Consider the following 22048-nt stretch of genomic DNA (forward strand, 5'->3'; position numbering starts at 1 on the left):
AGAACCTCATGAAACTGTTGTCACAAACCACTTGGCGCGGACTTGGCCTGACAGCCTTGGCTCTGTCGGCGCCACTGGCCCAGGCCCACACAGGTCACGGCACGTCTGGCATCGCCGAAGGCCTGACCCACCCATTCGGCGCAGACCACTTGCTGGCCATGGTGGCTGTGGGCCTCTGGTCTGTCTCAGCCCTGCCCGCCAACAAAGCCTGGTGGGGACCAGCCACCTTCATGCTGTCATTGATTGTCAGTGCTGCCCTGGGGGCCGCTGGCTTGCATCTGCCGTTTCTGGAACAGCTGATCTCTCTGAGTGTGGTGCTGTTTGGTGCCATGCTGGTCGCAAGCCGCCTCAAGATGCCCGTCGCAACCGGCCTCGGCCTAGTGGCGCTGGCTGCCTGCCTGCATGGACTGGCGCACGGTGCCGAAACACCTGAAACCGGTTTCGCCGCCTATGCCCTGGGCTTCTTGGCGACCACGGCCACCCTGCATTTTGGGGGTGTGGCCATCGGCTTGGGCATCCAGAAATACGTGGCTGAAAAGTCGACTTGGATCATGGCCGGTTTGGGCACGCTCTGCAGTGGTGCTGGCCTGTATCTGTTCAGTCAACTCTGATCCAAGTCTGGCGCATGCCCCCTCACGAGGAGACACCATGAACACCCACAGCGTTTCACCCGCCGCAGACGACCTCCAAGCGGCGTTGCCCACCGAAGCGGAAGAGTTGGCCAAGAGTTCTTCCATCAAGTCGGTCTACGTTTACGAAGCACCGGTACGTGTCTGGCATTGGGTCAACGCCTCGGCCATCACGGTCCTGTGCATCACCGGTTATCTGATTGGCTCACCCTTGCCCACCATGCCTGGCGAGGCCAGCGCCCACTTTCTGATGGGTTACATCCGGTTCACCCACTTCACGGCAGCCTATGTCCTGGCCATCGGCCTGCTCGGGCGCATCTACTGGGCATTTGTGGGTAACCACCATGCGCGAGAGCTGTTTTGGGTGCCTCTGTGGCAACGCGCCTACTGGGTGGAAATGTTGTCCATGGTCAAGTGGTACGCCTTCATGGGCCCACGCCCCGGCCCCTACATCGGCCACAACCCGATGGCACGTTTTGCCATGGTTTTTGTGTTCATCATCACGGCCGTGTTCATGATTTGCACAGGATTTGCCATGTATGGCGAGGGCTTGCAGGCAGGCTCCTGGGCGGACAAGTTGTTTGGCTGGGTGATCCCGCTGATGGGTCAGTCCCAGGACGTCCACACCTGGCACCACATGGGCATGTGGGTGATTGTGATTTTTGCCGTCGTGCACATCTACGCGGCCATTCGCGAGGACATCATGGGCCGCCAAAGTATTGTGAGCACCATGATCTCCGGTTTTCGCACCTTCAAAGATTAGCCACCATGCCCATGCAACAGCAGGTTGAGGAACACATCGTTGTGCTGGGGATTGGCAACGTGTTGTGGGCCGACGAAGGTTTTGGTGTGCGCTGCATTGAGGCCCTGCAACGCGAGTGGACGTTTGCACCCCATGTGGAGTTGATTGACGGCGGCACCCAGGGCCTGTACCTGATCCAGAACGTCCAGTCGGCCACACGTTTGCTGATTTTTGATGCGATTGACTATGGCCTGGAACCCGGCAGCTTGAAGCTGATCGAGAACGAGGACGTGCCCAAATTCATGGGTGCCAAAAAGATGAGCCTGCACCAGACCGGCTTTCAGGAGGTGCTGTGTCTGGCCCAGCTCACCGGGCATTATCCGGGCCAGGTGCTGTTGATCGGCTGCCAGCCGGAGGAGCTGGAAGACTATGGCGGCAGCCTGCGTTCCGTCGTTAGACAGGCCATGACGCCAGCCTTGACCCAAGCCATTGACACCCTGACAGCCTGGGGTGCCCAACCCCAACGACGTGCCCAAGCCCTGCCAGAAGACGCCGCCCTGACGGGCCCCATGCTGACGCTGGCGCGGTATGAACGTGAGCGCCCCAGCGCCGAGCAGGCCTGCCGCCAGGGGGACGACCGTTTTATGCCCAAGGTGCTCTGATGTGTATTGGCATCCCGATGCAGGTGACAGCGCTTGAACCCGGCTTTGCCTGGGTTGACGGGCGCGGTGAAAACCGACGCGTCAGAACCAGCCTGATTGAGCACTGCGCGCCCGGCCAATGGTTGCTGGTGTTTCTGGACGATGCACGCGAACTGATCAGCGCCGAACGCGCGACCGAAGTCAACGCCACGCTGGATCTGCTGATGTCTGCACTGGGGCACCGTGGCCCAGGCACCTTGCTGGACGAACCCGGCTTTTCTCTGCCCTCCGGTATGGATGTGCAAACCATTCAACAGATGACACAAAGCTGATCAACACCCCACTTTGGAGCCACCCATGACCAACTTTGACATCGACGCCCCGCCACTCTTGGCTCAACTGGTCCACAAACACCAAGCCCCATGGATAAACTTTGACAACCTAGAGGCCTGGCTGGCCAACCAGCACGGTGATCACGTCTTGTTGTTTGCTGGCGATCCGATCCGCTTCCCGGAAGCGGTGGACGTGGCGGTGGTCTTGCCGGAACTGCAAAAAGCCAGCGCCTCAGTGGGTCGCCCGTTCGGCATGGCCGTTGCTGTGCCTGACACGGCAGAAGCCCTGGCCAAAACATTCGGCTCGCAACGCTGGCCCACCTTGATGTTTTTCAGAGATGGTGACTATGTGACCACCCTGTCAGGCATGCACGACTGGACCGACTACCTGGCGCTGCTGGCCCAAGCCCTTGCCACGCCCAAAGGTCGCGCGCCCACCATTGGCATTCCCCTGGTCAGCAGCCAAGCGCCAACCGCCAGCTGCCACTGAGCGCCCTCACCTTTTGCCAGATTGCGAGCCCCACATGTTTGACATCAAACCGTTTCCCATTCCCGTGGTGGCCGATCTTGGCCCCGGCAGTTATTCAGAAGACGAGACGCTGGACTACATCTCCATGCCACAGGGCATGGAAACCTTCCACACACCGGTGTTGCCTGAGCCAGAAGACATTGCCCAACATGCGGGTGCAGTCCAAGTGCTGCATGAGGTGCTTGGCGCCCTGCGCAAAGTGGCCGAAGGCGCCGCCCCCCAACACACCACAGCCCGCATCACGCTGGCTGGCATGACGACACCAGACCTGCACCTGATCAACCAGGTATTGGGTGAAGGCGAAGTCAGCGCACAGGTGTTGGCCGAACACGGCACACCCGGACTGCAAATCCAGGAATCTGTTTTTGCCGGTATCTGGCGCGTCATTGCATCTCAAGCGGATGGCACGGTCAGCGACTGGATTGAAGTGGGCGCGGTGCCTGAGGTGCTGCGTCAAACCGCAGCACTGGACGGCAGCCAGACCCGTACCGCCACCTTGCCCATGCCACCCGATGTGATGAACGCCCCCAGCGTGTTGGTCGAGCTACAAGACCAGCGTCAGACCTGGCTGCCGGGTCACATCCCCCACGTGGTAAATCTGAGCCTGCTGCCCCTGACACCGATGGACATTGCTTACCTGGACCACCAGCTGGGCACCGGGCGGGTACTGATCCTCTCGCGCGGTTATGGCAACTGCCGCATCACCAACTGCTGTGTGCCGCACACCTGGCGGGTGGTCTATTACAACTCACAAGACGCGGTGATCCTGAACTCCGTGGAGGTGACCGACATGCCCGAAGTCGCCTGCGCCGCACCGGAAGACCTGCTTGATTCAGTGCACCGCCTGCATGAAGTTTTGTTATGGGTCAACCAGTCTTGAGCGGCGTGAACGGTCAACAGTTTGAAGGCAGCTACCTGGGCGACAGCTCACGCCTGCCCGCGCACGCCAAGCTGGAGTGCAAGATCTGCTGGTGGGTCTACGACCCGGCCGATGGCGACCCACAGTGGCAAATCACACCCGGCACCGCCTTTGCCGATTTGCCCGCGCACTGGCGCTGCCCGCAATGTGACGGTGCCGCGGACCAGTTCATGGTGGTGTCATGAACACCACCCAGCCAGTCCGGGGCGCGGCGCTTGAGCTGCTTTTCAAAAAGATCGCCTGCACCCGCATGCGCGACGTACCGGTACACAACCCGGCCCTGCGTGTGCAGGCCATCGGTTTTGCACCCGTTCCGGATGAACCCGAGATGTTGCTCGGCGTGCTGGTGACCCCATGGTTCATGAACCTGGTTCGTTTGCCAGCACAAGCCTGTTTACCAGGGGCAACGCTGCTGTCAAACGGCAACAAAGGCAAGCGGGCGGTGGGCCAGCAGTCTTTTGAGTTTGTCGGGGCTTTCGAGCCAGACGTGGGCGCGTTTGAAGTCTGCTCGCTGTTTTCACCGATGTTTGAGTTTGCCAACCATGCCGCAGCAGCCGATACTGCGAGCGAAATACTTCGCTTGCTTCGCACAACTGTGACATCCACCGTCAGCACCGCTCCAACCCTGCCAAGCCGACGCGGCTTTTTATTCGGACGCGGCACCCAAGCCACGCAACCACAAGCATGAGCGTCGCCATGGATCTGGTTGGCAGCTACACCCTGCACCCTGGCCAGTTACACAGCATCACAGGTCATCGCCCGGTCATGGGCCATGGCACCCTCGGGCGGCTGCTGCGTGGGCTGCAGGGTGAAGCGGTTGAACGCACTTTGGGACAGCTGTTCTCGCTGTGTTCACACGCGCATCGCCGCGCAGCGCGTCTGGTACTGCATGCCGCCAGCCCGCACCCCGACCAGCCTTTGCCCGTTGACCCGCCTGTGTTGTTGTGGTTGGCGACAGCGCGTGACCACTTACGCAGCATGGCGCTGGACTGGCCACGCCGACAACCCAGCTTGCCAGACCAAGCCGCCCCACAAGCTTGGTTGCACAACTGCCCTCTGTCTATCAACCACGCAAGCAGCCCAGTCACGCCAGACCAGGCCTGGGAGACACTCACCCAACTGAGGCGCTGGCTGGAAGAGGCCCTGCTGGGCCAACCCCTTGGCCACTGGCTGATTCGCCACCGTGATAACAAAACGCTGGCGCAGTGGTGCCTGTCCCACGCGCCGAAGCTGCCACCGGCGCAACACCTGCACACTTGGCATACGTTGGCCAACACACTGGCCCCTGGCTCACGCCGCCTGGACCTGCTCAGCACCGACCCGGTTCTACAAACCGCCACCATGCAGACGCTGGCCAACACCCTTGCCAATGACCAAAATTTCACACAAGCGCCAAGCTGGCAGGGTGCTTGCGCCGAAACCGGCCCATGGACACGCTTGCGCCATCAGCACAAGACAGCAACCACTCAAGTCAGCGCCTGGACACGGCTGGCCGCCCGCTGGACCGAGCTGATAGAGATCGCTGCCATCCAACCCCATACCCCAGCGCAACAGTTGCCCGCCCTCTTGGCCAGTGGCGCGCAGCCTGTGGGCGACGGCCAAGCCATTGCCTGGTGCGAAATGGCACGCGGCCTGCTGTTGCATTGGGTGCAGCTGGATGCACAAGGAAGCGTTGTGGACTACCGGGTCGTGGCACCCACCGAGTGGAACTTCCACCCCCAAGGTGCACTCGCCCAGGCGCTGACCGCCCTGGCGCCAGAAGACACCTCGTCCGCCTTGGCGCTCGCTGCAGCGTTTGATGCCTGCGTGGAATGCAAGGTGACGGCACCAGCGCATCTGGAGAGCCGCCATGCATGAACTGAGTCTGGCGGGCGGCATCCTGCGTGTGCTGGAGCAAACCCGCGAGCGCGACCCGTTTGAGCGCGTCACCCATCTGCGTCTGGAAGCCGGTGCCTTGAGTGGTGTGGAGCTGTCGGCATTGCGATTTGCGCTCGAAGCCATCGCGCCCGGCACCTGCCTGGAACACGCCACCATACACATTGACGAACCACCCGCCACCGCCTGGTGTATGCCGTGCTGCCAAAGTGTGGCAATTCGCTCCCGCCTGGACCCCTGCCCGCTGTGCGGCGGCTCGCAACTACAAGCCACTGGTGGCACAGAATTGCGGGTGATGGAATTGCAGGTCATCTGATTTCACCAACAAAATAAAAGGAAGACAACATGTGCGTCGTTTGCGGTTGCAGCAACACCGGAGCCACCCCGTCAGACCCCAACGTGGCCGTTCACCCCACCACCGGGGACCTGCATTTTGGTGCCGGGGCGGCCAAGGTGTCGGTGCCCGGCATGAGCCAGGCACGGGCCATCAAATTGGAGACCGATGTGCTGGGCGCCAACAACGCCATTGCCGCGCAAAACCGGGCGCACTTTGCGTCGCACGACGTCACCGCCTACAACCTGGTCTCCAGCCCCGGCTCTGGCAAAACCACGCTCCTGTGCGCCACCATCGAAGCCCTGAAACAGCGGCACCCCGGCGTGGCCGTGGCGGTGATTGAAGGCGACCAGCAAACCAGCTTTGACGCCGACCGCATTCGCGCCACCGGCGCACCCGCCATCCAGATCAACACCGGCAAAGGTTGCCACCTGGACGCACCCATGGTGGCCGAGGCGTTTTCGCGACTGGACCTCCATGCCACGCAACACCACGCGCACGACGAAACACACGATGACCACAGCCATGATCACGACCATGGACATGCCCACGGACACAGACACGGGCATGCACACGACCATGACCACGCCCATTCGCACAGCCACACCCACACAACACCAAGCATCCTGTTCATCGAAAACGTTGGCAACCTGGTCTGCCCCGCCCTTTGGGACCTGGGTGAAAAGGCCAAGGTCGCCATCCTGTCGGTCACCGAGGGCGAGGACAAACCGCTCAAATACCCCGACATGTTTGCCGCAGCCCAGCTGATGATCCTCAACAAGATCGACCTGCTGCCGCACCTGTCGTTTGACGTGGAACGCTGCAAAGCCTACGCGCGCCGTATCAACCCCGGCATAAACATCCTGGAACTGTCTGCCACCACCGGCCAAGGCATGGGCGCCTGGCTGGACTGGCTGCTGGCCAAAGATCAAGACCACCCCAGCGCCGACGCTTTGCAAGCCCGCATCTCCCAGCTGGAGGTCGAGCTGGCGCAAGCCAAAGCGCAAATCAGCGCACAGCCCGCCAAAGCGTAAACACCGTGGCACGTGTTCTGGCCTGTGGCGCGTTCCTCAAGAACGCCGCCTGTTTACTCGACACCACGGCACCCAATGCCGTGTTGTGGTCGGCCAACCACGGCGACTTGTCAGACCCACAGGCGTGTCTGTCGCTGGAGGCATCGGTGCAGCAGCTGCTGACACAAGCCACCGGCCCCATCGACGCGGTCGCGCACGACCTGCACCCCGACTTCTTCAGCACCCAACTCGCCCTGCGCTTGGCGCATGAACTGGGCGTGCCCACCGTCGCCGTACAACACCACCACGCCCACATCGCCACCGTGCTGGCTGAACATGAGGTGGACAGCCCAGTGATCGGCATCGCGCTCGATGGCGTGGGACTGGGCACGGACCACACCACCTGGGGCGGTGAAGTGCTGCTGGTGGAAGGTGCCCGCTGTGAACGCCTGGGCCACTTGAGCCCGCTGGCCCTACCCGGTGGCGACAAAGCCGCACAAGAACCCTGGCGCATGGCAGCCGCCCTGCTGCACCACGGTGGCATGGCCGAGCACATCGTGCCGCGCCTGTCCCCCGCCGTGGGTGACGCCGCAGCGCACACCATCCACACAATGCTGCAACGCGGCCTGAACTGCCCGCAGTCCACCGCTGCCGGGCGCTGGTTTGACGCAGTGGCCGGGCTGCTGGGTTTGAGCGTGCGGCAAGAGTTTGAGGCACAAGCGGCCATCACACTGGAACAAGCCGCCACACGCCACCTGCAAAAACTGGATGCTGCGCCCATCAACCCCGCCCTGTGGAACACCACACCCGACGGTGTGATTGAGCTGCGCCCGCTGCTGTTAAAGCGCCTGCTGAATGTGGACACCCACAACCGCGCTGCCGTGGATGATGCCGCGCTCTGCTTTCACCAAACGCTGGCTGCCGCCCTGTGCCAACACACCGTGGCACTGGCACACACCCACCAGATCACCGACGTGGCTTTGGGCGGTGGTTGCTTTTTCAACCACATCCTCAAAAGCGCCATCGTTGCGCAGTTGGATGCGGCGGGTTTGAATGTGTTGCAGACCAGGAACCTGTCGTGTGGCGATGCCGGGTTGGCGCTGGGGCAGGCTTGGGTGGCGGCGCGTAGCATGTGGTCAATCGCGCCCCGACTGTGCGAATAACCGCGCACTCAGGCGATCTCAAATTGGATATCACATGAGTTCATACGAAGAACGTTGGGAACGATTCCTCAATCCAGAACTTGTCAGGCCATCGCTTTTCATGGCGACGATGTTCATCACCACCTTTGAGATTCTCAAGAACTCAGCGATTGATCGCATCCGAGATTTCTTCTCGACTGGTTGGTCTGAAGAGGGGTCAACTGTTTCGCAAGAGTACGAAACGAAGGTTCTGTCACGAAACAGAAGTGCGCTCTACGCGTCGCTGAGTTGGGTGCATGAATACCAGGTAATAAATGACCAAGACTTGGAAACATTTGAATTGCTCAAAAAAACCAGAAATCTCCTGGCTCACAAACTCTTCGAGGTCGTCACTGGCCAAACGGAGTCAAACCATACAGACCAGTTCCCGGTATTGGTTGAACTTCTGCGGAAGATTGAAGTATGGTGGGTGGTCAACGTAGAAATTCCAAGCAACCCCGACTATGCGGATGCAGATGTCGATGAAGAAGGCATTGTGCCGGGACCTATTCTGTCCCTTCAAATGCTCCTGGAAGTCGCGAGCGGAAACACAGAGCTCCTTGAGGGTTGGCGACGAGGGCGGGCAAAACTGCACCGACGTGCGCAGCCTGATACTTCCAACATAGCAACCAAGGAACCCCCATGTGCCTAGCCATCCCCGCCCGCGTGGTGGAAATCTTGCCCGGTCAGCGTGCCGTTGTTGACCTGGGCGGTGTGCGTAAAGAGGTGTCGATTGACCTGGTGGCTGATGCGCAGGTGGACGATTACGTGATCATCCACGTGGGTTACGCCATCGGCAAGATTGACCCCGAGGAAGCCCAGCGCACGTTGGCGCTGTTTGCCGAATTGTCTGAGGCACAAAACAGCCCACAGCCCTTGCCAGTCATGGGTGAAGTGCTATGAAATACATCGACGAATTCCGCGACGGTGACTCTGCCCGCCACATCGCCGACAAGATCGCGACCGAGGTGAAACCGGACCTCGCCTACAACTTCATGGAGTTCTGCGGCGGCCACACCCACGCCATCTCGCGCTACGGCATCGCGGACATGTTGCCGCCCAATGTGCGCATGATCCACGGGCCGGGCTGCCCGGTGTGTGTCTTACCCATTGGCCGGGTGGACCTGGCCATCCGTCTGGCGTTGGACCAGGGCGTGATGTTGTGCACCTATGGCGACACCATGCGCGTGCCCGCGTCCAACGGCCTCTCGCTGATCAAGGCCAAGGCGCGTGGTGCTGACATTCGCATGGTGTATTCGGCACATGACGCACTCAAACTAGCCGAGCAGCACACGGAGCGCGAGGTGGTTTTTTTTGCCATCGGTTTTGAGACCACCACACCGCCCACCGCGCTGGTGCTGCGTGATGCCAAGGCGCGTGGCTTGCGCAATTTCAGCGTGTTGTGCTGCCATGTCTTGACCCCGGCGGCGATCACCCACATTTTGGCCTCAGCTGAAGCCCGCGAGATCGGCTCGGTGCCGCTGGACGGCTTCATCGGCCCGGCGCATGTGAGCATCGTGATTGGTTCACAGCCCTACGTGCCGTTTGCCCAGACGTATCACAAGCCGGTGGTTATCACCGGCTTTGAGCCGCTGGATGTGATGCAGGGCATTTTGATGCTGGTGCGCCAGGTCAACAGCGGCCGCGCCGAGGTGGAAAACGAGTTTTCCAGAGTGGTCACCCCCACCGGCAATGTGGCCGCCCAACAGATCATGGCCGAGGTGTTTGAGCTGCGCGAGAGTTTTGAGTGGCGCGGCCTGGGTGAGGTGGCCACCAGCGCGCTGAAAATCCGTCCCGAGTTTGCCCCCTGGGACGCTGAGCGCAAGTTTGAGCTGGTGTATGCCAGCGTGCCAGACCACAAACAATGTGAATGCGGCGCGATTTTGCGCGGCGTCAAACGCCCGCAAGACTGCAAGCTGTTTGGCACCGTCTGCACACCCGAGAGCCCGATGGGCTCGTGTATGGTGTCCAACGAAGGCGCCTGTGCCGCGCACTACTCTTATGGACGTTTTCGCGATCTAGCCCTTGTAGATAAAGGGCCAAAAGCTTTCAAATCAATAGCAAACCAAGCCTAGCCATTTGCCATGTCCAGCTCCCCAAACTACCTGCGCCCAATCGACTTCAAACACGGCCACATTGACATGACGCATGGCGCTGGTGGCCGTGCTGCGGCCCAGCTGATCAACGAGTTGTTTGCCAAAGCTTTTGACAACGAGTACCTGCGCCAAGGCCATGACGGCGCCCTGCTGCCCTTGCCCTCTGAAGGCCGGCTGGTGATGGCCACCGACGGGCATGTGATCTCGCCGCTGTTTTTTCCGGGGGGTGACATTGGTTGCCTGGCGGTGCACGGCACGGTCAACGACGTGGCCATGTCGGGCGCCAAACCGCTCTACCTGGCGGCCAGTTTCATCATTGAAGAAGGTTTTGCGCTGGCTGAACTGAAACGCATTGTGGAATCCATGGCCGCCGCCGCGCGTGAGGCAGGTGTACCCATCGTCACCGGAGACACCAAGGTGGTGGAAAAAGGCAAAGGTGACGGTGTGTTCATCAGCACCACCGGTGTCGGTGTGGCGCCGCTGGGCCTGTGCATCGATGGCCGCCAGGCCAAGGTGGGCGACGTGATTCTGGTCTCTGGCACCCTGGGTGAACACGGCGTGGCGGTGATGTCGCAGCGCGAGTCGCTGACGTTTGAGACCGCCATCACCTCCGACACTGCTGCCCTGCACACCCTGGTGCAAGCCATGTTACAAGCCCTGCCCGACACACACAAGCTGCATGTGTTGCGCGACCCCACGCGCGGTGGCCTGGCCACCACCCTTAATGAAATTGCGCAGCAGTCCGGCGTGGGCATGCTGATCAACGAGGCCGACATTCCGGTGCTGCCGCAGGTGGAAGCCGCGTGTGAACTGCTGGGGTTGGACCCGCTGTATGTGGCCAACGAAGGCAAACTGATTGCCATCTGCGCGCCCGAGGTGGCCGACAACCTGCTGGCAGCCATGCGGGCTCACCCGCTGGGGCAAGGCGCACAACGCATTGGCACCGTCACGGAAGACGCGCATGGTTTTGTGCAAATGGCCACGCGTTTTGGTGGCCGCCGGGTGGTGGACTGGCTCAGTGGTGAACAGTTGCCGCGGATTTGTTAGTGTCTGACCTGCCCACTATTCATCAAACGGGTTCACCACTTGCACACCGCAGCCCATGAAGTCGCGCACGTTACGCGTGGCCAGCACCAGTTGGTGCTCCATGGCCGTGGCGGCAATCAGCATGTCGGGGGTACTACGAGCAATGCATTGGGCCTGAAACTGCCCACGCATCGCGCCAGCGCGCTGCGCTATGGCGGGCGTGATGGGGTAAACCGCATGCAATTGCGCCACCAGCGCATTGAACAAGGCAAGTTTGCGGGTATTGGGCTGCCAGGCCAGGCCGAAGTGCGCTTCTTCCAAGGTGACGGCCGAAATAGCCATCAACTCCACCGCCTGCAGCCACTGCATCACGCGCGTGTCAGGGTTCTTTTTGACAAATTCGCTGATGACATTTGTGTCCGCTAAAACAATGGTGGCGTTCATAGGGATACGTTTCAGACAGTGTCAGAAAACGCATTGCCACGTTGCCATGCGTTTTGCCGTGAAGCTGAGGCTGCTGCATCAAGCCCGGTATCGTCCTGCGGCGCAAATTTTTCCCGCAGGCCTTTTACCCGGTCGAACAGGCTCTGTGCCTCAGTGTGCACGCCGGCCTGGTTGCGCGCAAAGTAATCGGCAGACACCAGCACCGCCACCGGCTTATTGCGGTTGGTGATGAACTGAGGCTGCTGCTGTGCGAGTGCAATCAAGGACGACAGTTGCTGGCGCGATTGGGCGATTGAAATAGACATAAGCACCTTTCATGCACATAACAAATGTACATTTTAGACAAGTATCAACTTACTCTGCCTGGCGAACCCGCTCTGACACAGCGCTCAGAAACCAGGCAGGTGGCGGGCGAACATGATGAAATGTGTTGGATCAAGCTTGACGACAACAAGGAAGAACGCACCCGGATGAACCCCTATTTTTATAGCTATCGCCTCAGCTAACATGTGGCTTGGCATCATTTTTTCTTTAACAAACCAGCCACCTGGACAGCCCGCCACCTGGTGCAGCAGCGCAAACTGAAACTCGCGTACGCCACACCCAAAGCCACATGAATAGCCCAGACCTGCCCTTCTCAAACATCGTGCTGCCGCTGGTGCTGGTGGTGGACGACGAGACCCATTCGCTCGACGCCATCCGGCGCAACCTGGAAGAAGATTTTTCGGTGCTGACCGCCACCTCGGCAGAAGAGGCGCGCAAGCTGCTGGAGCAGCATGAGGTCAGCGTGATTCTGTGTGACCAGCGCATGCCGGGCACGACCGGCGTCAAGTTCCTCGGGCAAGTGCGTGAGTTGTGGCCCGACACGGTGCGCATCATCATCTCGGGTTACACCGACTCACAGGACATCATTGCCGGCATCAACGAGGCCGGCATTTACCAGTACCTGCCCAAACCCTGGCTGCCCGAGCACCTGCTGACCACCGTGGGCAACGCGGTCGAGGCCCGTAGCCTGCAGCTGCAAACCCAGCGCCTGAATCTGGAGTTGCGCACCAGCGCGCCGGTGCTGCGCCAGCTCAAACAGCTGTCACTGGCCACAGCCCAAGCAGCGTTCGACTTTGACACCATGGTGCGTGCGCCCGGCAGCCCGCTGGACGCGGTGTGTGACATGGCGGCACGCGTGGCGCGTTATGACCTGGCTGTGCTGGTGACCGGTGAGTCGGGCACCGGCAAGGAGTTGCTGGCCCGCGCCATCCATTACGCCAGCCCACGCAGCGAACGTGCTTTTGTCATGGAAAACTGCGCCGCCATGTCTGACACGCTGCTCGAATCCGAGCTGTTTGGCCACAAACGCGGCTCCTTCACCGGGGCTTTTGAAGACCATGTGGGCCTGTTCCAGCGTGCCGATGGGGGCACGGTGTTTTTGGATGAAATTGGCGACACCTCTCCGGCTTTCCAGGTGAAGCTGCTGCGGGTGTTGCAAGAGGGTGAGGTACGCCCGGTGGGCGCCAGCCGCCCGGTCGGCATCAATGTGCGGGTGATTGCCGCCACCCACCGCGACCTGGAGCAAGACGTGCGCTCCGGGCGCTTCCGTGAAGACCTGTATTACCGCATTGCCAGCATCACCTTGTCGGTGCCGCCGCTACGTGAACGCAGTGCCGACATCTTGCCGATTGCCCAAGCCTTGCTGTCACGCGCTGGGGTGGAATTGGGCCACCCGAATGTGCGGTTTGCCAAAGATGTACCGGCCAATTTGCTGGCGCACCCCTGGCCCGGCAACATCCGCGAGTTAAAAAACGAGATTTATCGCGCTGTGGCCCTGTCGGATGGTGAAACCGTGTCAGCCACTTCATTCTCACAACGGGTGCTCTACGGGCAGCCGGGCCAGGCCGCCACCGCGCAGGGCAGCCCGCTGGCGCAAAGTGGCAGCCTGCAGGAACGCCTGGATGCGATCGAGGCGGTGATTCTGCGCGAAACCATGTTGCGCCACCGCTGGAACAAAACCCACGCCGCCAAAGAACTGGGCCTGTCACGGGTCGGTTTGCGGCAAAAACTGGCGCGTTTTGGCATGGAGGGGCAAACCGATGCGTGAACCTGCTTTTAACGTGTTGTGGCTGCAGTCGGGTGGCTGTGGCGGTTGCAGCATGTCGCTGTTGTGTGCTGACACGGCGGACTTTCGGGGCCAGCTGCGCCAGGCGGGTATCAACCTGCTGTGGCACCCTTCCCTCTCGCTGGAAACCGGCCAGGAGTTGCTGGCGGTGTTGGACGACTGTTTGACCGGCAAAATCACTCTGCACGCCCTGTTTGTGGAGGGTTCCATCTTGCGTGGTCCGGAAGGCAGTGGCCGCTTTCACCTGATGGCGGGCACCCAGATACCCATGATGACCTGGATACGCCGCCTGAGCGCCGTGGCGCAGCATGTTTTGGCGATTGGCACCTGTGCCGCTTTTGGTGGCATCACCGCCGCCGGCAGCAACCCCACCGATGCCTGCGGCCTGCAATACGAAGGTGACCAGGCAGGAGGCCTGCTCGGCAGCGACTGGCGCAGCAGCGCCGGTTTGCCGGTGATCAACGTCGCGGGCTGTCCAACCCATCCAGGCTGGGTGCTGGAGACCCTGGCCGCGCTGGCGGGTCCACACCCGATGCAGGCAGAGCAGCTCGATGCCTTGGGCCGGCCGCGTTTTTACAGCGACGAGCTGGTGCACCACGGCTGCACCCGCAACGAATACTACGAATACAAAGCCAGCGCCGAAGCGCCAGGCGACCTGGGCTGCATGATGGAAAACCGGGGCTGCAAAGGCACCCAGGCGCATGCCGACTGCAACATCCGCCTGTGGAACGGTGAAGGCTCTTGCATACGCGGTGGTTACGCCTGCATCAGCTGCACCGAGCCTGGTTTTGAGGAACCTGGCCACCGGTTTGATCAGACCCCAAAAATCGCGGGCATTCCCATCGGCCTGCCCACCGACATGCACAAAGCCTGGTTTGTGGCGCTGGCCTCGCTGTCCAAATCGGCCACGCCCAAACGCGTCAAACTCAACGCCACATCGAGCCACATCGTGATGGCACCCATGATCAAGAAAACACGCCTGAAATGACACGTTTGCTGATAGGGCCCTTCAACCGGGTCGAAGGGGATTTGGAAGTCAGTCTGGAGGTGGCAGACGGCCAGGTCACGCTGGCCCGGGTCAACGCCACCATGTACCGGGGATTCGAGCAAATATTGCAAGGCAAACACCCGCTGGACGCCTTGGTGTATGTGCCGCGCATCTGCGGCATCTGCTCGGTCACCCAGTCGGTTGCCGCCGCACGGGCATTGGCAGCGACCTGCGGTGTGACACCCCCACCCAACGGGGTGCTGCTGACCAACCTGATGCTGGCCTGCGAAAACGCGGCCGACCACCTGACGCACTTCTACCTGTTCTTCATGCCCGACTTCACCCGCGAGGTGTATGCCGGGCGCACTTGGCATGCGCAGGCGCTGCAACGGTTCTCCACCGTGTCGGGCGAACACGCCCGTGAAGCGCTGGCGGTGCGGCAGCGCTGGCTGCACATCATGGGCACGTTGGGCGGCAAGTGGCCACACACCCAATCCATCGTGCCCGGCGGCTCCACCCGAGGCATCAGCAGCTCCGAGCGTTACCGGCTTGGCGCACGTGTGGCCGAGATGCGCGGTTTTCTGGAGCGCGTGTTGTATGCGGCCCCGCTGGAAGCGATGATTGCATTGGACAGTGAAGAGGCGCTGGCCCAATGGCGCGAGCGCGAGCCGCTGCGCGGCGACTTGCGGCTGTTTTTGTCCATCGCGCAAGACCTGGGGTTGGAAACCTTGGGCCGTGGCCCGGATCTGACCATGAGCTACGGTGCCTTTGCCGAGCACGACGGCGCTTACGCCATGGCTCCCGGCGTGTGGAACGGTGACACCCTGCAAACGGTCAACATCGCAAAAATCACCGAAGATGCCCGCCACGCCTGGCTGGCTGACAGCGGTGCAGCTCTGCCACCTGCGGTGGGCCTGACACTTCCGAAAATGGACAAACCCGAGGCCTACACCTGGAACAAAGCCCCTCGCCTGGATGGCCAAGTGCTGGAAACCGGTGCCCTGGCGCGCCAGCTGGCCAACGGCCAGCCACTGATTCGCGCCCTGTGGCAACGCAGCCGTGGCAATGTTTTGACCCGTGTGCTGGCCAGGTCCCTGGAACTGGCCCAGCTGGTGTTACTGGCCGAGCATTACTTACGCACCTTCGTGCCCGAGGCCACCTGCTGTGTGGACAGCCACCTGCCCGACCACGCCGATGTTTACGGGTTGTGCGAGGCGGCACGTGGCAGCCTGGGCCATTGGTTATCCATCCGCGACGGCCATATTGCCAATTACCAGATCATTGCGCCCACCAGCTGGAACTTTTCACCACGCGACAGTTTAGGCACACCGGGGGCACTGGAGGCCGCACTGGTCGGTGCGCCGGTGGCCGAGGGGGACAAAACCCCGGTCGCGGTGCAACACATCGTGCGCTCGTTTGACCCTTGTATGGTCTGCACCGTGCATTAACCAGGCAAAAAAGTATGGACCTGCCGCGGCCAGACCTCAGCGCCACACAGCCCCCGCAGGAAGGGCTGGACGAAGGCGCCTGGCTGGACGTGATCCAGAAGATGGACGAGGTCTATTCGCGCCTGCTGGCCGACGAGGTGGCGCTGGAGCAAAAAAACGCCCAGCTCGAAGCGTCACAACAACTGGTTTTCAGCTTGCTGTCGTCGATGTCGGACGTGCTGGTGGCGGCTGACGCAAACGGCTTGATCGAACAAACCAACCAGGCCCTGTGTGACCTGGTGGGCAACACCGACGAAGCCCTGATGGGCCAACCCATGCACAGCCTGTTGGACAACAGCCAGGGTGCCGACGTGCTGCAAGACATGATGCAGCGCACACCCCATTTGCGCCACGGTGACACGGTGGAGCTTTTGCTGCGCGACAAGGCGGGCCAGGCGGTGCCGGTGGATTTCACCGTGACACCGCGTTTTGATGGCCGACGGCGCTGCGTGGGTTATGTGTTTGTCGGGCGGCCGATGGCCGAGATCAAGCGCGCCTATCACCAATTACACGAGGCCCACGAAGCGCTCAAACTCACCCAGCAGCAACTGTTGCATGCCGAAAAAATGTCGTCGCTGGGCCGCCTGGTGGCGGGTGTGGCGCATGAACTCAACAACCCGATCAGCTTTGTGCTGGGCAATGTGCATGTGCTCAACCGCTACACCACCCGGCTGCGCCAGTATCTGGACGCCTTACATGCCGAAGCCGCCTTCAGCAACAACCCGGACCTGGCCGCCCTGGCGCAAAAGCTGCGCATCGAACATATCCTGCAAGACCTGCCTTCCTTGATGGACGGCACCATCGAGGGCGCCCAACGCACCGCGAGCATTGTGGACGGTCTTAAACGCTTCTCGGTGCTCGACGGTGAGGAACGTGAAGTGGTCGTCGTGGACAGTGTGGTGGCGCGCGCCATCCACTGGGTACGTACCGGCATGAAGCTGGACTTTGAGGTGACGTTTCAGGACTGCGCGGGCTGCACCGTCATGGGCAACGCCGGGCAGTTGTTGCAGGTGCTGATGAACCTGATCCAGAATGCCTACGACGCCGCGTCCAGCCCAAGCGGCCCGGCACCCAAACTGGCCATCTGTACCAGCCGCGAGGACGACTGGGTGGTGATCTCGTTACACGACAACGGCCCGGGCATTGAGCCCCAGGTTTTGTCCCGGATTTTTGAGCCTTTTTTCACCACCAAACCAGTCGGCAAAGGCACCGGCCTGGGATTGTCCATCGGCTACGGCATTGTCAAGCGCCATGGTGGCAGCCTGAGCGCCCACAACCACCCGCAGGGCGGTGCGGAGTTTTTGCTGCGCTTGCCAACCACAGCGCCATCAGCGTCGCCCATTTGACGCTCACGCAGGCTTGTGCCTCGGCACTGCAACGCCAGCTGGCCTGAACAAGACGGCAAGGCCAGACCTCTGAGGCCCAGCGCGTGAAAGCTTGGGTATTGGTGCCCCACCCGTCACATTTTTACAGTTTTTTTACAGCACCATCCACCCTTTCTTCCCCGTTTTTACGTCCCCAAAAATAAGCTCCTCCCATCGTTTTTGATAGGAGAAAGTGCATGGATGTGGTGTTTCTGGCCGGTGTGGCCTTGTTGTGGGCTGTGACCGCCCTGCTCGTTAAAGGTTTTGAGCGCCTGGGTCAGGCTGGCAAGGGGCAGCCAGCATGATCAGCCTGCCCACCCTCTATGGCGCGGCAGGCTTGTGTGTGGCTTTGCTGCTGGTGTATCTGGTTTACGCGCTGCTGTGCGCTGAGGAGTTTTGATGGGCCCATCTGCCTGGGGCCTGTTGGCTCTTTTTCTTGGGGTGTTGCTGGCTGCGGCTTGGCCTTTAGGTGTCTGGCTAGCGCGTATCGCTTCTGGCCAGTTGCCCAACTGGATGCACCGGGTCGAGGCGCCGCTGTACCGCTGGGCTGGCACCGAGGCTGATCGCAGCATGGGTTGGGCGCAATACGCCCTGGCTGTGTTGGTATTTAATGCATTCGGTGTGTTGGCCGTCTACCTGTTGCAGCGCGGACAAGCTTTGTTGCCACTGAATCCAGCGGGCATGACGGCCGTGTCGCCGGACTCGGCTTTCAATACCGCCATCAGTTTTGTCACCAACACCAACTGGCAAGGTTATGGTGGTGAGTCCACGATGAGTTACCTGACCCAGATGCTGGCCTTGGCGGTGCAGAACTTCTTGTCTGCCGCCACCGGCATTGCCGTGGTGTTTGCACTGATCAGGGGCTTTGCTGCCCGCGCCACCGGGGTGATTGGCAACTTCTGGGTGGATATCACCCGCATCACGGCCTGGGTGTTGTTGCCAGTGTCGCTGGTGTTGGCTCTGGCTCTGGTGAGCCAGGGTGTGGTGCAGAACTTTGACACTTACAAGGATGTCACCACGCTTGAGGTCAACACCTTCCAGCAAGCCAAGCTGGGCACGGACGGCCAAGCCCTGAAGGATGACAAGGGCCAGCCGGTGATGGAAGACGCCCAAACCACCACCCAAACCCTGGCCATGGGGCCAGTCGCCTCGCAGGAAGCCATCAAGATGCTGGGCACCAATGGCGGGGGCTTCTTCAACGCCAACTCGGCCCACCCGTATGAAAACCCGACGGGCCTGAGCAACCTGCTGGAAATGCTGGCCATTTTCCTGATTCCGGCCGCGCTGTGTTTTGCGTTCGGACGAGAGGTGGGTGACCGTCGCCAAGGCTGGGCTGTTCTCGCGGCGATGACGGTGCTGTTTGTGGTGGCGGTGATCGCCATCACACCGGCCGAGCAGGCAGGTAACCCGCTGCTGTCGACCTTGGGCGTGGACCAAACCAGTAGCCTGTTGCAGGCCGGTGGCAACATGGAAGGCAAGGAAACCCGTTTTGGCATCAATGCCTCCACCCTGTTTGCCGTCATCACCACGGCCGCCTCCTGTGGAGCGGTAAATGCCATGCACGATTCGTTCACCCCACTGGGCGGGATGGTGCCGATGGTGCTGATGCAGCTCGGTGAGGTGGTGTTTGGCGGGGTGGGTAGCGGGCTCTACGGCATGCTGGTGTTTGCCATCCTGGCGGTGTTCATCGCGGGCCTGATGATTGGGCGCACCCCCGAATACCTGGGCAAAAAAATCGAGGTGCATGAGATGAAACTCACCTCGATCACGATCCTGGTGACACCGATCCTGGTGCTGGCAGGTACCGCCATTGCACTCATGGCAGGCGCTGGCACGGCGGGCATTGCCAATCCGGGTCCGCATGGTTTTTCAGAAGTGTTGTACGCCCTGAGCTCGGCGGCCAACAACAACGGCAGCGCGTTTGCCGGCCTGTCCGCCAACACACCGTTCTATAACACGCTGCTTGGCATTGCCATGTGGCTGGGCCGATTTGGTGTGATCGTGCCGGTGCTGGCGATAGCCGGCGCGCTGGCGGCCAAAAAGCGGCTGCCGGTGACAGCGGGCACGATGCCAACCCACGGCCCGCTGTTTGTCTTCCTGCTGATCGGCACGGTGTTGCTGGTGGGGTTGTTGAACTACGTGCCCGCACTGGCGCTGGGGCCGGTGGTTGAGCACCTGATGTTGTGGCCAGCGGCATGAAACCCATCTACCCAAATTGCGAGTCATTTTTATGAAAACAACAACTCTGAACTTGTGGGATGCAGCTTTGCTCAAGCCTGCGGTTCTGGCCTCTTTCACCAAGCTCAGCCCGCGTGTGCAGTGGCGCAACCCGGTGATGTTTGTGGTTTACCTGGGCAGCATCGTGACCACCCTGTTAGGGCTGCAGGCAGAACAAGGCGCGGGCTTTATCCTGGCCATTTCGGCCTGGTTGTGGTTCACCGTGTTATTTGCCAACTTTGCCGAAAGCCTGGCCGAAGGCCGCAGCAAGGCGCAAGCCGCCTCCCTGCGTGGCCTCAAAACCAGCACCTGGGCCAAGAAGCTGAAGGAACCGGCACACGGTTCGACCTGGCTGCCTGAGCAAGCGGAAAACCTGCGCAAAGGTGACGTGGTGCTGGTCGACACCGGCGAGATGATCCCGCTGGACGGCGAAGTGGTCCAAGGTGTCGCCACGGTGGATGAGAGTGCCATCACCGGTGAATCGGCACCGGTGGTGCGGGAGTCGGGTGGCGATTTTGGCTCGGTCACCGGCGGTACCCGGGTGCTGTCAGACTGGTTGGTGGTGCGTATCACCGTCAACCCGGGCGAGTCGTTCCTGGATCGCATGATCAGCATGGTCGAAGGCGCCAAGCGCCAGAAAACACCCAATGAAATTGCCCTCACCATTTTGCTGGTGGCGCTGACGATCGTGTTTCTGGTGGTCACCGTCACGCTGCTGCCGTTCTCCATCTTCAGTGTGGGTGCAGTGGGCTCTGGCACGGTGGTCAGCATCACCGCGTTGATCGCTTTGCTGGTGTGCCTGATCCCGACCACGATTGGTGGCCTGTTGTCCGCCGTGGGCGTGGCAGGCATGAGCCGCATGATGCAGGCCAATGTGATCGCCACCTCTGGCCGGGCGGTCGAGGCTGCCGGGGATGTGGATGTGCTGTTGCTGGACAAAACCGGCACCATCACCCATGGCAACCGCCAAGCCTCCAGCTTTCTGCCCGCACCAGGCGTGTCTGAGGTGCAACTGGCCAACTGTGCGACGCAGTCGTCCATGGCCGACGAAACCCCCGAGGGGCGCAGCATTGTGGTGCTGGCCCAGCGTCTGGGCGCCAGCGAGCCTTTGACCGGTGAGGTGCTGGAAGTGCCGTTCACTGCGCAAACCCGCATGAGCGGCATGGATGCCAAACAACCCGACGGCAGCACACGCCAGCTGCGCAAAGGGGCGGTGGATGCCATTCGCAAACATGTGGAATCCCTGGGCGGCAGGGTGCCTGCCGAAGTGTTACGCGCCTCGGACGAGGTGTCACGGCGCGGCAGCACACCGCTGGCGGTGGCTGATGGCCAGCAGGTGCTGGGCATTGTGGAACTCAAAGACATTGTCAAAAGTGGCATCAAGGAGCGTTTTGGCGAGTTGCGCCGCATGGGCATCACCACCGTGATGATCACCGGCGACAACAAACTCACGGCGGCAGCCATTGCGGCTGAGGCCGGTGTTGACGACTTTCTGGCCGAAGCCACGCCGGAAGACAAACTCAAGCTGATTCGCCAATACCAAGCCGAAGGTCGCCTGGTGGCGATGACCGGTGACGGCACCAACGACGCCCCGGCGCTGGCTCAAGCCGATGTGGCGGTGGCCATGAACAGCGGCACGCAAGCGGCCAAGGAAGCCGGCAACATGGTGGACCTGGACTCCAACCCGACCAAGCTGCTGGAGATTGTGGAGACCGGCAAGGCCTTGCTGATGACACGCGGCTCACTCACCACCTTCTCGATTGCCAACGACGTGGCCAAGTACTTTGCCATCATCCCGGCGATTTTTGTGTCGACCTACCCGCAGCTTGGCGCACTCAATGTGATGCAGCTGGGCAGCCCGAATTCGGCCATTTTGTCAGCGGTGATTTTTAACGCCTTGATCATCATGTTTCTGATCCCGCTGGCCCTCAAAGGGGTGGCTTACCGCCCGGTGGGTGCGGCGGCGCTGCTGCGTCGCAACATGGCGATCTACGGCTTGGGTGGCTTGGTGGTGCCTTTTGTTGGCATCAAACTCATTGACATGTTATTGGTGGGCCTGCACATGGCCTAGTTCTTCGCCACCGATTTAACACTATTCAAAGAATAGCTATCTGTCCTTTA

Annotated in this window: 26 protein-coding genes; 24 read left to right on the forward strand and 2 right to left on the reverse strand. The window is 61.0% G+C overall.

Going from position 1 to position 22048, the window contains the following annotated elements; translation table 11 throughout:
- Positions 1–8 precede the first annotated feature (8 nt).
- From KKO72_RS00540 to hypE, 16 genes are read left to right on the forward strand one after another with little or no spacing between them, the layout of a single operon-like run.
- Positions 9–611, forward strand: a complete 603-nt coding sequence (locus KKO72_RS00540; protein WP_214934295.1) for a HupE/UreJ family protein — start codon at positions 9–11, stop codon at positions 609–611.
- 37 nt (positions 612–648) lie between these two features.
- On the forward strand, positions 649–1392 hold the full coding sequence (gene cybH / locus KKO72_RS00545) for a Ni/Fe-hydrogenase, b-type cytochrome subunit (RefSeq protein WP_214934297.1): 744 nt from the start codon (positions 649–651) through the stop codon (positions 1390–1392).
- Positions 1393–1397: 5 nt separating this feature from the next.
- Complete coding sequence (locus tag KKO72_RS00550; protein WP_214934299.1) at positions 1398–2033, forward strand: HyaD/HybD family hydrogenase maturation endopeptidase; 636 nt, start codon at positions 1398–1400, stop codon at positions 2031–2033.
- Complete coding sequence (locus KKO72_RS00555; RefSeq protein WP_214934302.1) at positions 2033–2344, forward strand: HypC/HybG/HupF family hydrogenase formation chaperone; 312 nt, start codon at positions 2033–2035, stop codon at positions 2342–2344. Before KKO72_RS00550 ends, KKO72_RS00555 begins: the two co-directional genes overlap by 1 nt.
- Before the next feature lie 25 nt (positions 2345–2369).
- On the forward strand, positions 2370–2834 hold the full coding sequence (locus KKO72_RS00560; RefSeq protein WP_214934304.1) for a hydrogenase: 465 nt from the start codon (positions 2370–2372) through the stop codon (positions 2832–2834).
- A gap of 34 nt (positions 2835–2868) precedes the next feature.
- The gene (locus KKO72_RS00565; RefSeq protein WP_251140358.1) at positions 2869–3753 is read left to right on the forward strand and encodes a hydrogenase expression/formation protein; all 885 of its coding nucleotides are present in this window, start codon (positions 2869–2871) and stop codon (positions 3751–3753) included.
- Positions 3735–3977, forward strand: a complete 243-nt coding sequence (locus tag KKO72_RS00570) for a rubredoxin (protein WP_214934307.1) — start codon at positions 3735–3737, stop codon at positions 3975–3977. Before KKO72_RS00565 ends, KKO72_RS00570 begins: the two co-directional genes overlap by 19 nt.
- The gene (hybE, locus tag KKO72_RS00575; protein ID WP_214934310.1) at positions 3974–4480 is read left to right on the forward strand and encodes a [NiFe]-hydrogenase assembly chaperone HybE; all 507 of its coding nucleotides are present in this window, start codon (positions 3974–3976) and stop codon (positions 4478–4480) included. The genes KKO72_RS00570 and hybE overlap by 4 nt, the downstream gene beginning before the upstream one ends.
- Positions 4477–5649 (forward strand): nickel-dependent hydrogenase large subunit, encoded by a 1173-nt coding sequence (locus KKO72_RS00580; RefSeq protein WP_214934313.1) that lies wholly within the window; start codon positions 4477–4479, stop codon positions 5647–5649. The genes hybE and KKO72_RS00580 overlap by 4 nt, the downstream gene beginning before the upstream one ends.
- On the forward strand, positions 5642–5983 hold the full coding sequence (locus KKO72_RS00585; protein ID WP_078365877.1) for a hydrogenase maturation nickel metallochaperone HypA: 342 nt from the start codon (positions 5642–5644) through the stop codon (positions 5981–5983). The genes KKO72_RS00580 and KKO72_RS00585 overlap by 8 nt, the downstream gene beginning before the upstream one ends.
- A gap of 29 nt (positions 5984–6012) precedes the next feature.
- Positions 6013–7035: a hydrogenase nickel incorporation protein HypB gene (gene hypB / locus KKO72_RS00590; protein ID WP_214934316.1), complete on the forward strand. Its 1023-nt coding sequence runs from the start codon at positions 6013–6015 to the stop codon at positions 7033–7035.
- A gap of 5 nt (positions 7036–7040) precedes the next feature.
- Entirely contained in the window at positions 7041–8177 is a 1137-nt protein-coding gene (locus tag KKO72_RS00595) for a carbamoyltransferase HypF (protein WP_214934319.1), read from the forward strand.
- 34 nt (positions 8178–8211) lie between these two features.
- Positions 8212–8847 carry a hypothetical protein gene (locus KKO72_RS00600; protein ID WP_214934322.1) on the forward strand — a complete coding sequence of 212 codons (636 nt, stop codon included), beginning with the start codon at positions 8212–8214 and terminating at the stop codon, positions 8845–8847.
- The gene (locus KKO72_RS00605; protein WP_214934324.1) at positions 8838–9098 is read left to right on the forward strand and encodes a HypC/HybG/HupF family hydrogenase formation chaperone; all 261 of its coding nucleotides are present in this window, start codon (positions 8838–8840) and stop codon (positions 9096–9098) included. The genes KKO72_RS00600 and KKO72_RS00605 overlap by 10 nt, the downstream gene beginning before the upstream one ends.
- Positions 9095–10270 (forward strand): hydrogenase formation protein HypD, encoded by a 1176-nt coding sequence (gene hypD / locus KKO72_RS00610; RefSeq protein ID WP_214934328.1) that lies wholly within the window; start codon positions 9095–9097, stop codon positions 10268–10270. The genes KKO72_RS00605 and hypD overlap by 4 nt, the downstream gene beginning before the upstream one ends.
- Positions 10271–10279: 9 nt before the next feature.
- A complete protein-coding gene (gene hypE / locus KKO72_RS00615) occupies positions 10280–11338 on the forward strand; it encodes a hydrogenase expression/formation protein HypE (RefSeq protein WP_214934331.1) in 1059 nt (352 codons plus the stop codon).
- Positions 11339–11353: 15 nt separating this feature from the next.
- Here hypE and KKO72_RS00620 read toward each other — a convergent pair whose 3' ends face one another.
- Positions 11354–11761, reverse strand: a complete 408-nt coding sequence (locus KKO72_RS00620) for a type II toxin-antitoxin system VapC family toxin (RefSeq protein WP_214934334.1) — start codon at positions 11759–11761, stop codon at positions 11354–11356.
- A gap of 11 nt (positions 11762–11772) precedes the next feature.
- Entirely contained in the window at positions 11773–12066 is a 294-nt protein-coding gene (locus KKO72_RS00625) for a type II toxin-antitoxin system Phd/YefM family antitoxin (protein WP_214934337.1), read from the reverse strand.
- A 24-nt stretch (positions 12067–12090) separates the two neighbouring features.
- Between KKO72_RS00625 and KKO72_RS00630 the strand changes: the two genes are divergently transcribed.
- From KKO72_RS00630 to kdpB, 8 genes are all read left to right on the forward strand, one after another.
- A complete protein-coding gene (locus KKO72_RS00630; RefSeq protein WP_214934338.1) occupies positions 12091–12267 on the forward strand; it encodes a hypothetical protein in 177 nt (58 codons plus the stop codon).
- A gap of 107 nt (positions 12268–12374) precedes the next feature.
- Positions 12375–13853 carry a sigma-54 dependent transcriptional regulator gene (locus KKO72_RS00635; RefSeq protein WP_214934341.1) on the forward strand — a complete coding sequence of 493 codons (1479 nt, stop codon included), beginning with the start codon at positions 12375–12377 and terminating at the stop codon, positions 13851–13853.
- Entirely contained in the window at positions 13846–14859 is a 1014-nt protein-coding gene (locus KKO72_RS00640; RefSeq protein ID WP_214934344.1) for a HupU protein, read from the forward strand. Before KKO72_RS00635 ends, KKO72_RS00640 begins: the two co-directional genes overlap by 8 nt.
- Positions 14856–16307, forward strand: coding sequence for a nickel-dependent hydrogenase large subunit (locus KKO72_RS00645; RefSeq protein WP_214934347.1), 1452 nt, complete (start codon positions 14856–14858; stop codon positions 16305–16307). The genes KKO72_RS00640 and KKO72_RS00645 overlap by 4 nt, the downstream gene beginning before the upstream one ends.
- A 14-nt stretch (positions 16308–16321) precedes the next feature.
- Positions 16322–17692 carry a sensor histidine kinase gene (locus tag KKO72_RS00650; RefSeq protein WP_214934349.1) on the forward strand — a complete coding sequence of 457 codons (1371 nt, stop codon included), beginning with the start codon at positions 16322–16324 and terminating at the stop codon, positions 17690–17692.
- A 319-nt stretch (positions 17693–18011) separates the two neighbouring features.
- Positions 18012–18110 (forward strand): potassium-transporting ATPase subunit F, encoded by a 99-nt coding sequence (locus KKO72_RS00655; RefSeq protein WP_214934352.1) that lies wholly within the window; start codon positions 18012–18014, stop codon positions 18108–18110.
- Entirely contained in the window at positions 18110–19909 is a 1800-nt protein-coding gene (kdpA, locus tag KKO72_RS00660; protein ID WP_214934356.1) for a potassium-transporting ATPase subunit KdpA, read from the forward strand. Before KKO72_RS00655 ends, kdpA begins: the two co-directional genes overlap by 1 nt.
- Before the next feature lie 31 nt (positions 19910–19940).
- Positions 19941–21998, forward strand: coding sequence for a potassium-transporting ATPase subunit KdpB (gene kdpB, locus KKO72_RS00665; RefSeq protein WP_214934359.1), 2058 nt, complete (start codon positions 19941–19943; stop codon positions 21996–21998).
- Positions 21999–22048 lie beyond the last annotated feature (50 nt).

It is taken from the genome of Rhodoferax sp. U11-2br (genome assembly GCF_018619435.1).
GTDB lineage: Bacteria > Pseudomonadota > Gammaproteobacteria > Burkholderiales > Burkholderiaceae_C > Rhodoferax.

What these genes read in the sequence shown, in the direction of transcription:
- KKO72_RS00625 (WP_214934337.1), bottom strand. Translation starts at nt 12,066, where the DNA reads ATGTCTATTTCAATCGCCCAATCGCGCCAGCAACTGTCGTCCTTGATT.
- kdpB (WP_214934359.1), top strand. Translation starts at nt 19,941, where the DNA reads ATGAAAACAACAACTCTGAACTTGTGGGATGCAGCTTTGCTCAAGCCT.
- KKO72_RS00600 (WP_214934322.1), top strand. Translation starts at nt 8,212, where the DNA reads ATGAGTTCATACGAAGAACGTTGGGAACGATTCCTCAATCCAGAACTT.
- hypD (WP_214934328.1), top strand. Translation starts at nt 9,095, where the DNA reads ATGAAATACATCGACGAATTCCGCGACGGTGACTCTGCCCGCCACATC.
- KKO72_RS00645 (WP_214934347.1), top strand. Translation starts at nt 14,856, where the DNA reads ATGACACGTTTGCTGATAGGGCCCTTCAACCGGGTCGAAGGGGATTTG.
- KKO72_RS00635 (WP_214934341.1), top strand. Translation starts at nt 12,375, where the DNA reads ATGAATAGCCCAGACCTGCCCTTCTCAAACATCGTGCTGCCGCTGGTG.
- KKO72_RS00605 (WP_214934324.1), top strand. Translation starts at nt 8,838, where the DNA reads ATGTGCCTAGCCATCCCCGCCCGCGTGGTGGAAATCTTGCCCGGTCAG.
- KKO72_RS00555 (WP_214934302.1), top strand. Translation starts at nt 2,033, where the DNA reads ATGTGTATTGGCATCCCGATGCAGGTGACAGCGCTTGAACCCGGCTTT.
- KKO72_RS00650 (WP_214934349.1), top strand. Translation starts at nt 16,322, where the DNA reads ATGGACCTGCCGCGGCCAGACCTCAGCGCCACACAGCCCCCGCAGGAA.
- KKO72_RS00655 (WP_214934352.1), top strand. Translation starts at nt 18,012, where the DNA reads ATGATCAGCCTGCCCACCCTCTATGGCGCGGCAGGCTTGTGTGTGGCT.
- KKO72_RS00620 (WP_214934334.1), bottom strand. Translation starts at nt 11,761, where the DNA reads ATGAACGCCACCATTGTTTTAGCGGACACAAATGTCATCAGCGAATTT.
- KKO72_RS00570 (WP_214934307.1), top strand. Translation starts at nt 3,735, where the DNA reads ATGGGTCAACCAGTCTTGAGCGGCGTGAACGGTCAACAGTTTGAAGGC.
- KKO72_RS00565 (WP_251140358.1), top strand. Translation starts at nt 2,869, where the DNA reads ATGTTTGACATCAAACCGTTTCCCATTCCCGTGGTGGCCGATCTTGGC.
- KKO72_RS00630 (WP_214934338.1), top strand. Translation starts at nt 12,091, where the DNA reads ATGTACATTTTAGACAAGTATCAACTTACTCTGCCTGGCGAACCCGCT.
- KKO72_RS00550 (WP_214934299.1), top strand. Translation starts at nt 1,398, where the DNA reads ATGCCCATGCAACAGCAGGTTGAGGAACACATCGTTGTGCTGGGGATT.
- hypB (WP_214934316.1), top strand. Translation starts at nt 6,013, where the DNA reads ATGTGCGTCGTTTGCGGTTGCAGCAACACCGGAGCCACCCCGTCAGAC.
- KKO72_RS00560 (WP_214934304.1), top strand. Translation starts at nt 2,370, where the DNA reads ATGACCAACTTTGACATCGACGCCCCGCCACTCTTGGCTCAACTGGTC.
- cybH (WP_214934297.1), top strand. Translation starts at nt 649, where the DNA reads ATGAACACCCACAGCGTTTCACCCGCCGCAGACGACCTCCAAGCGGCG.
- KKO72_RS00540 (WP_214934295.1), top strand. Translation starts at nt 9, where the DNA reads ATGAAACTGTTGTCACAAACCACTTGGCGCGGACTTGGCCTGACAGCC.
- KKO72_RS00585 (WP_078365877.1), top strand. Translation starts at nt 5,642, where the DNA reads ATGCATGAACTGAGTCTGGCGGGCGGCATCCTGCGTGTGCTGGAGCAA.
- hypE (WP_214934331.1), top strand. Translation starts at nt 10,280, where the DNA reads ATGTCCAGCTCCCCAAACTACCTGCGCCCAATCGACTTCAAACACGGC.
- hybE (WP_214934310.1), top strand. Translation starts at nt 3,974, where the DNA reads ATGAACACCACCCAGCCAGTCCGGGGCGCGGCGCTTGAGCTGCTTTTC.
- kdpA (WP_214934356.1), top strand. Translation starts at nt 18,110, where the DNA reads ATGGGCCCATCTGCCTGGGGCCTGTTGGCTCTTTTTCTTGGGGTGTTG.
- KKO72_RS00580 (WP_214934313.1), top strand. Translation starts at nt 4,477, where the DNA reads ATGAGCGTCGCCATGGATCTGGTTGGCAGCTACACCCTGCACCCTGGC.
- KKO72_RS00640 (WP_214934344.1), top strand. Translation starts at nt 13,846, where the DNA reads ATGCGTGAACCTGCTTTTAACGTGTTGTGGCTGCAGTCGGGTGGCTGT.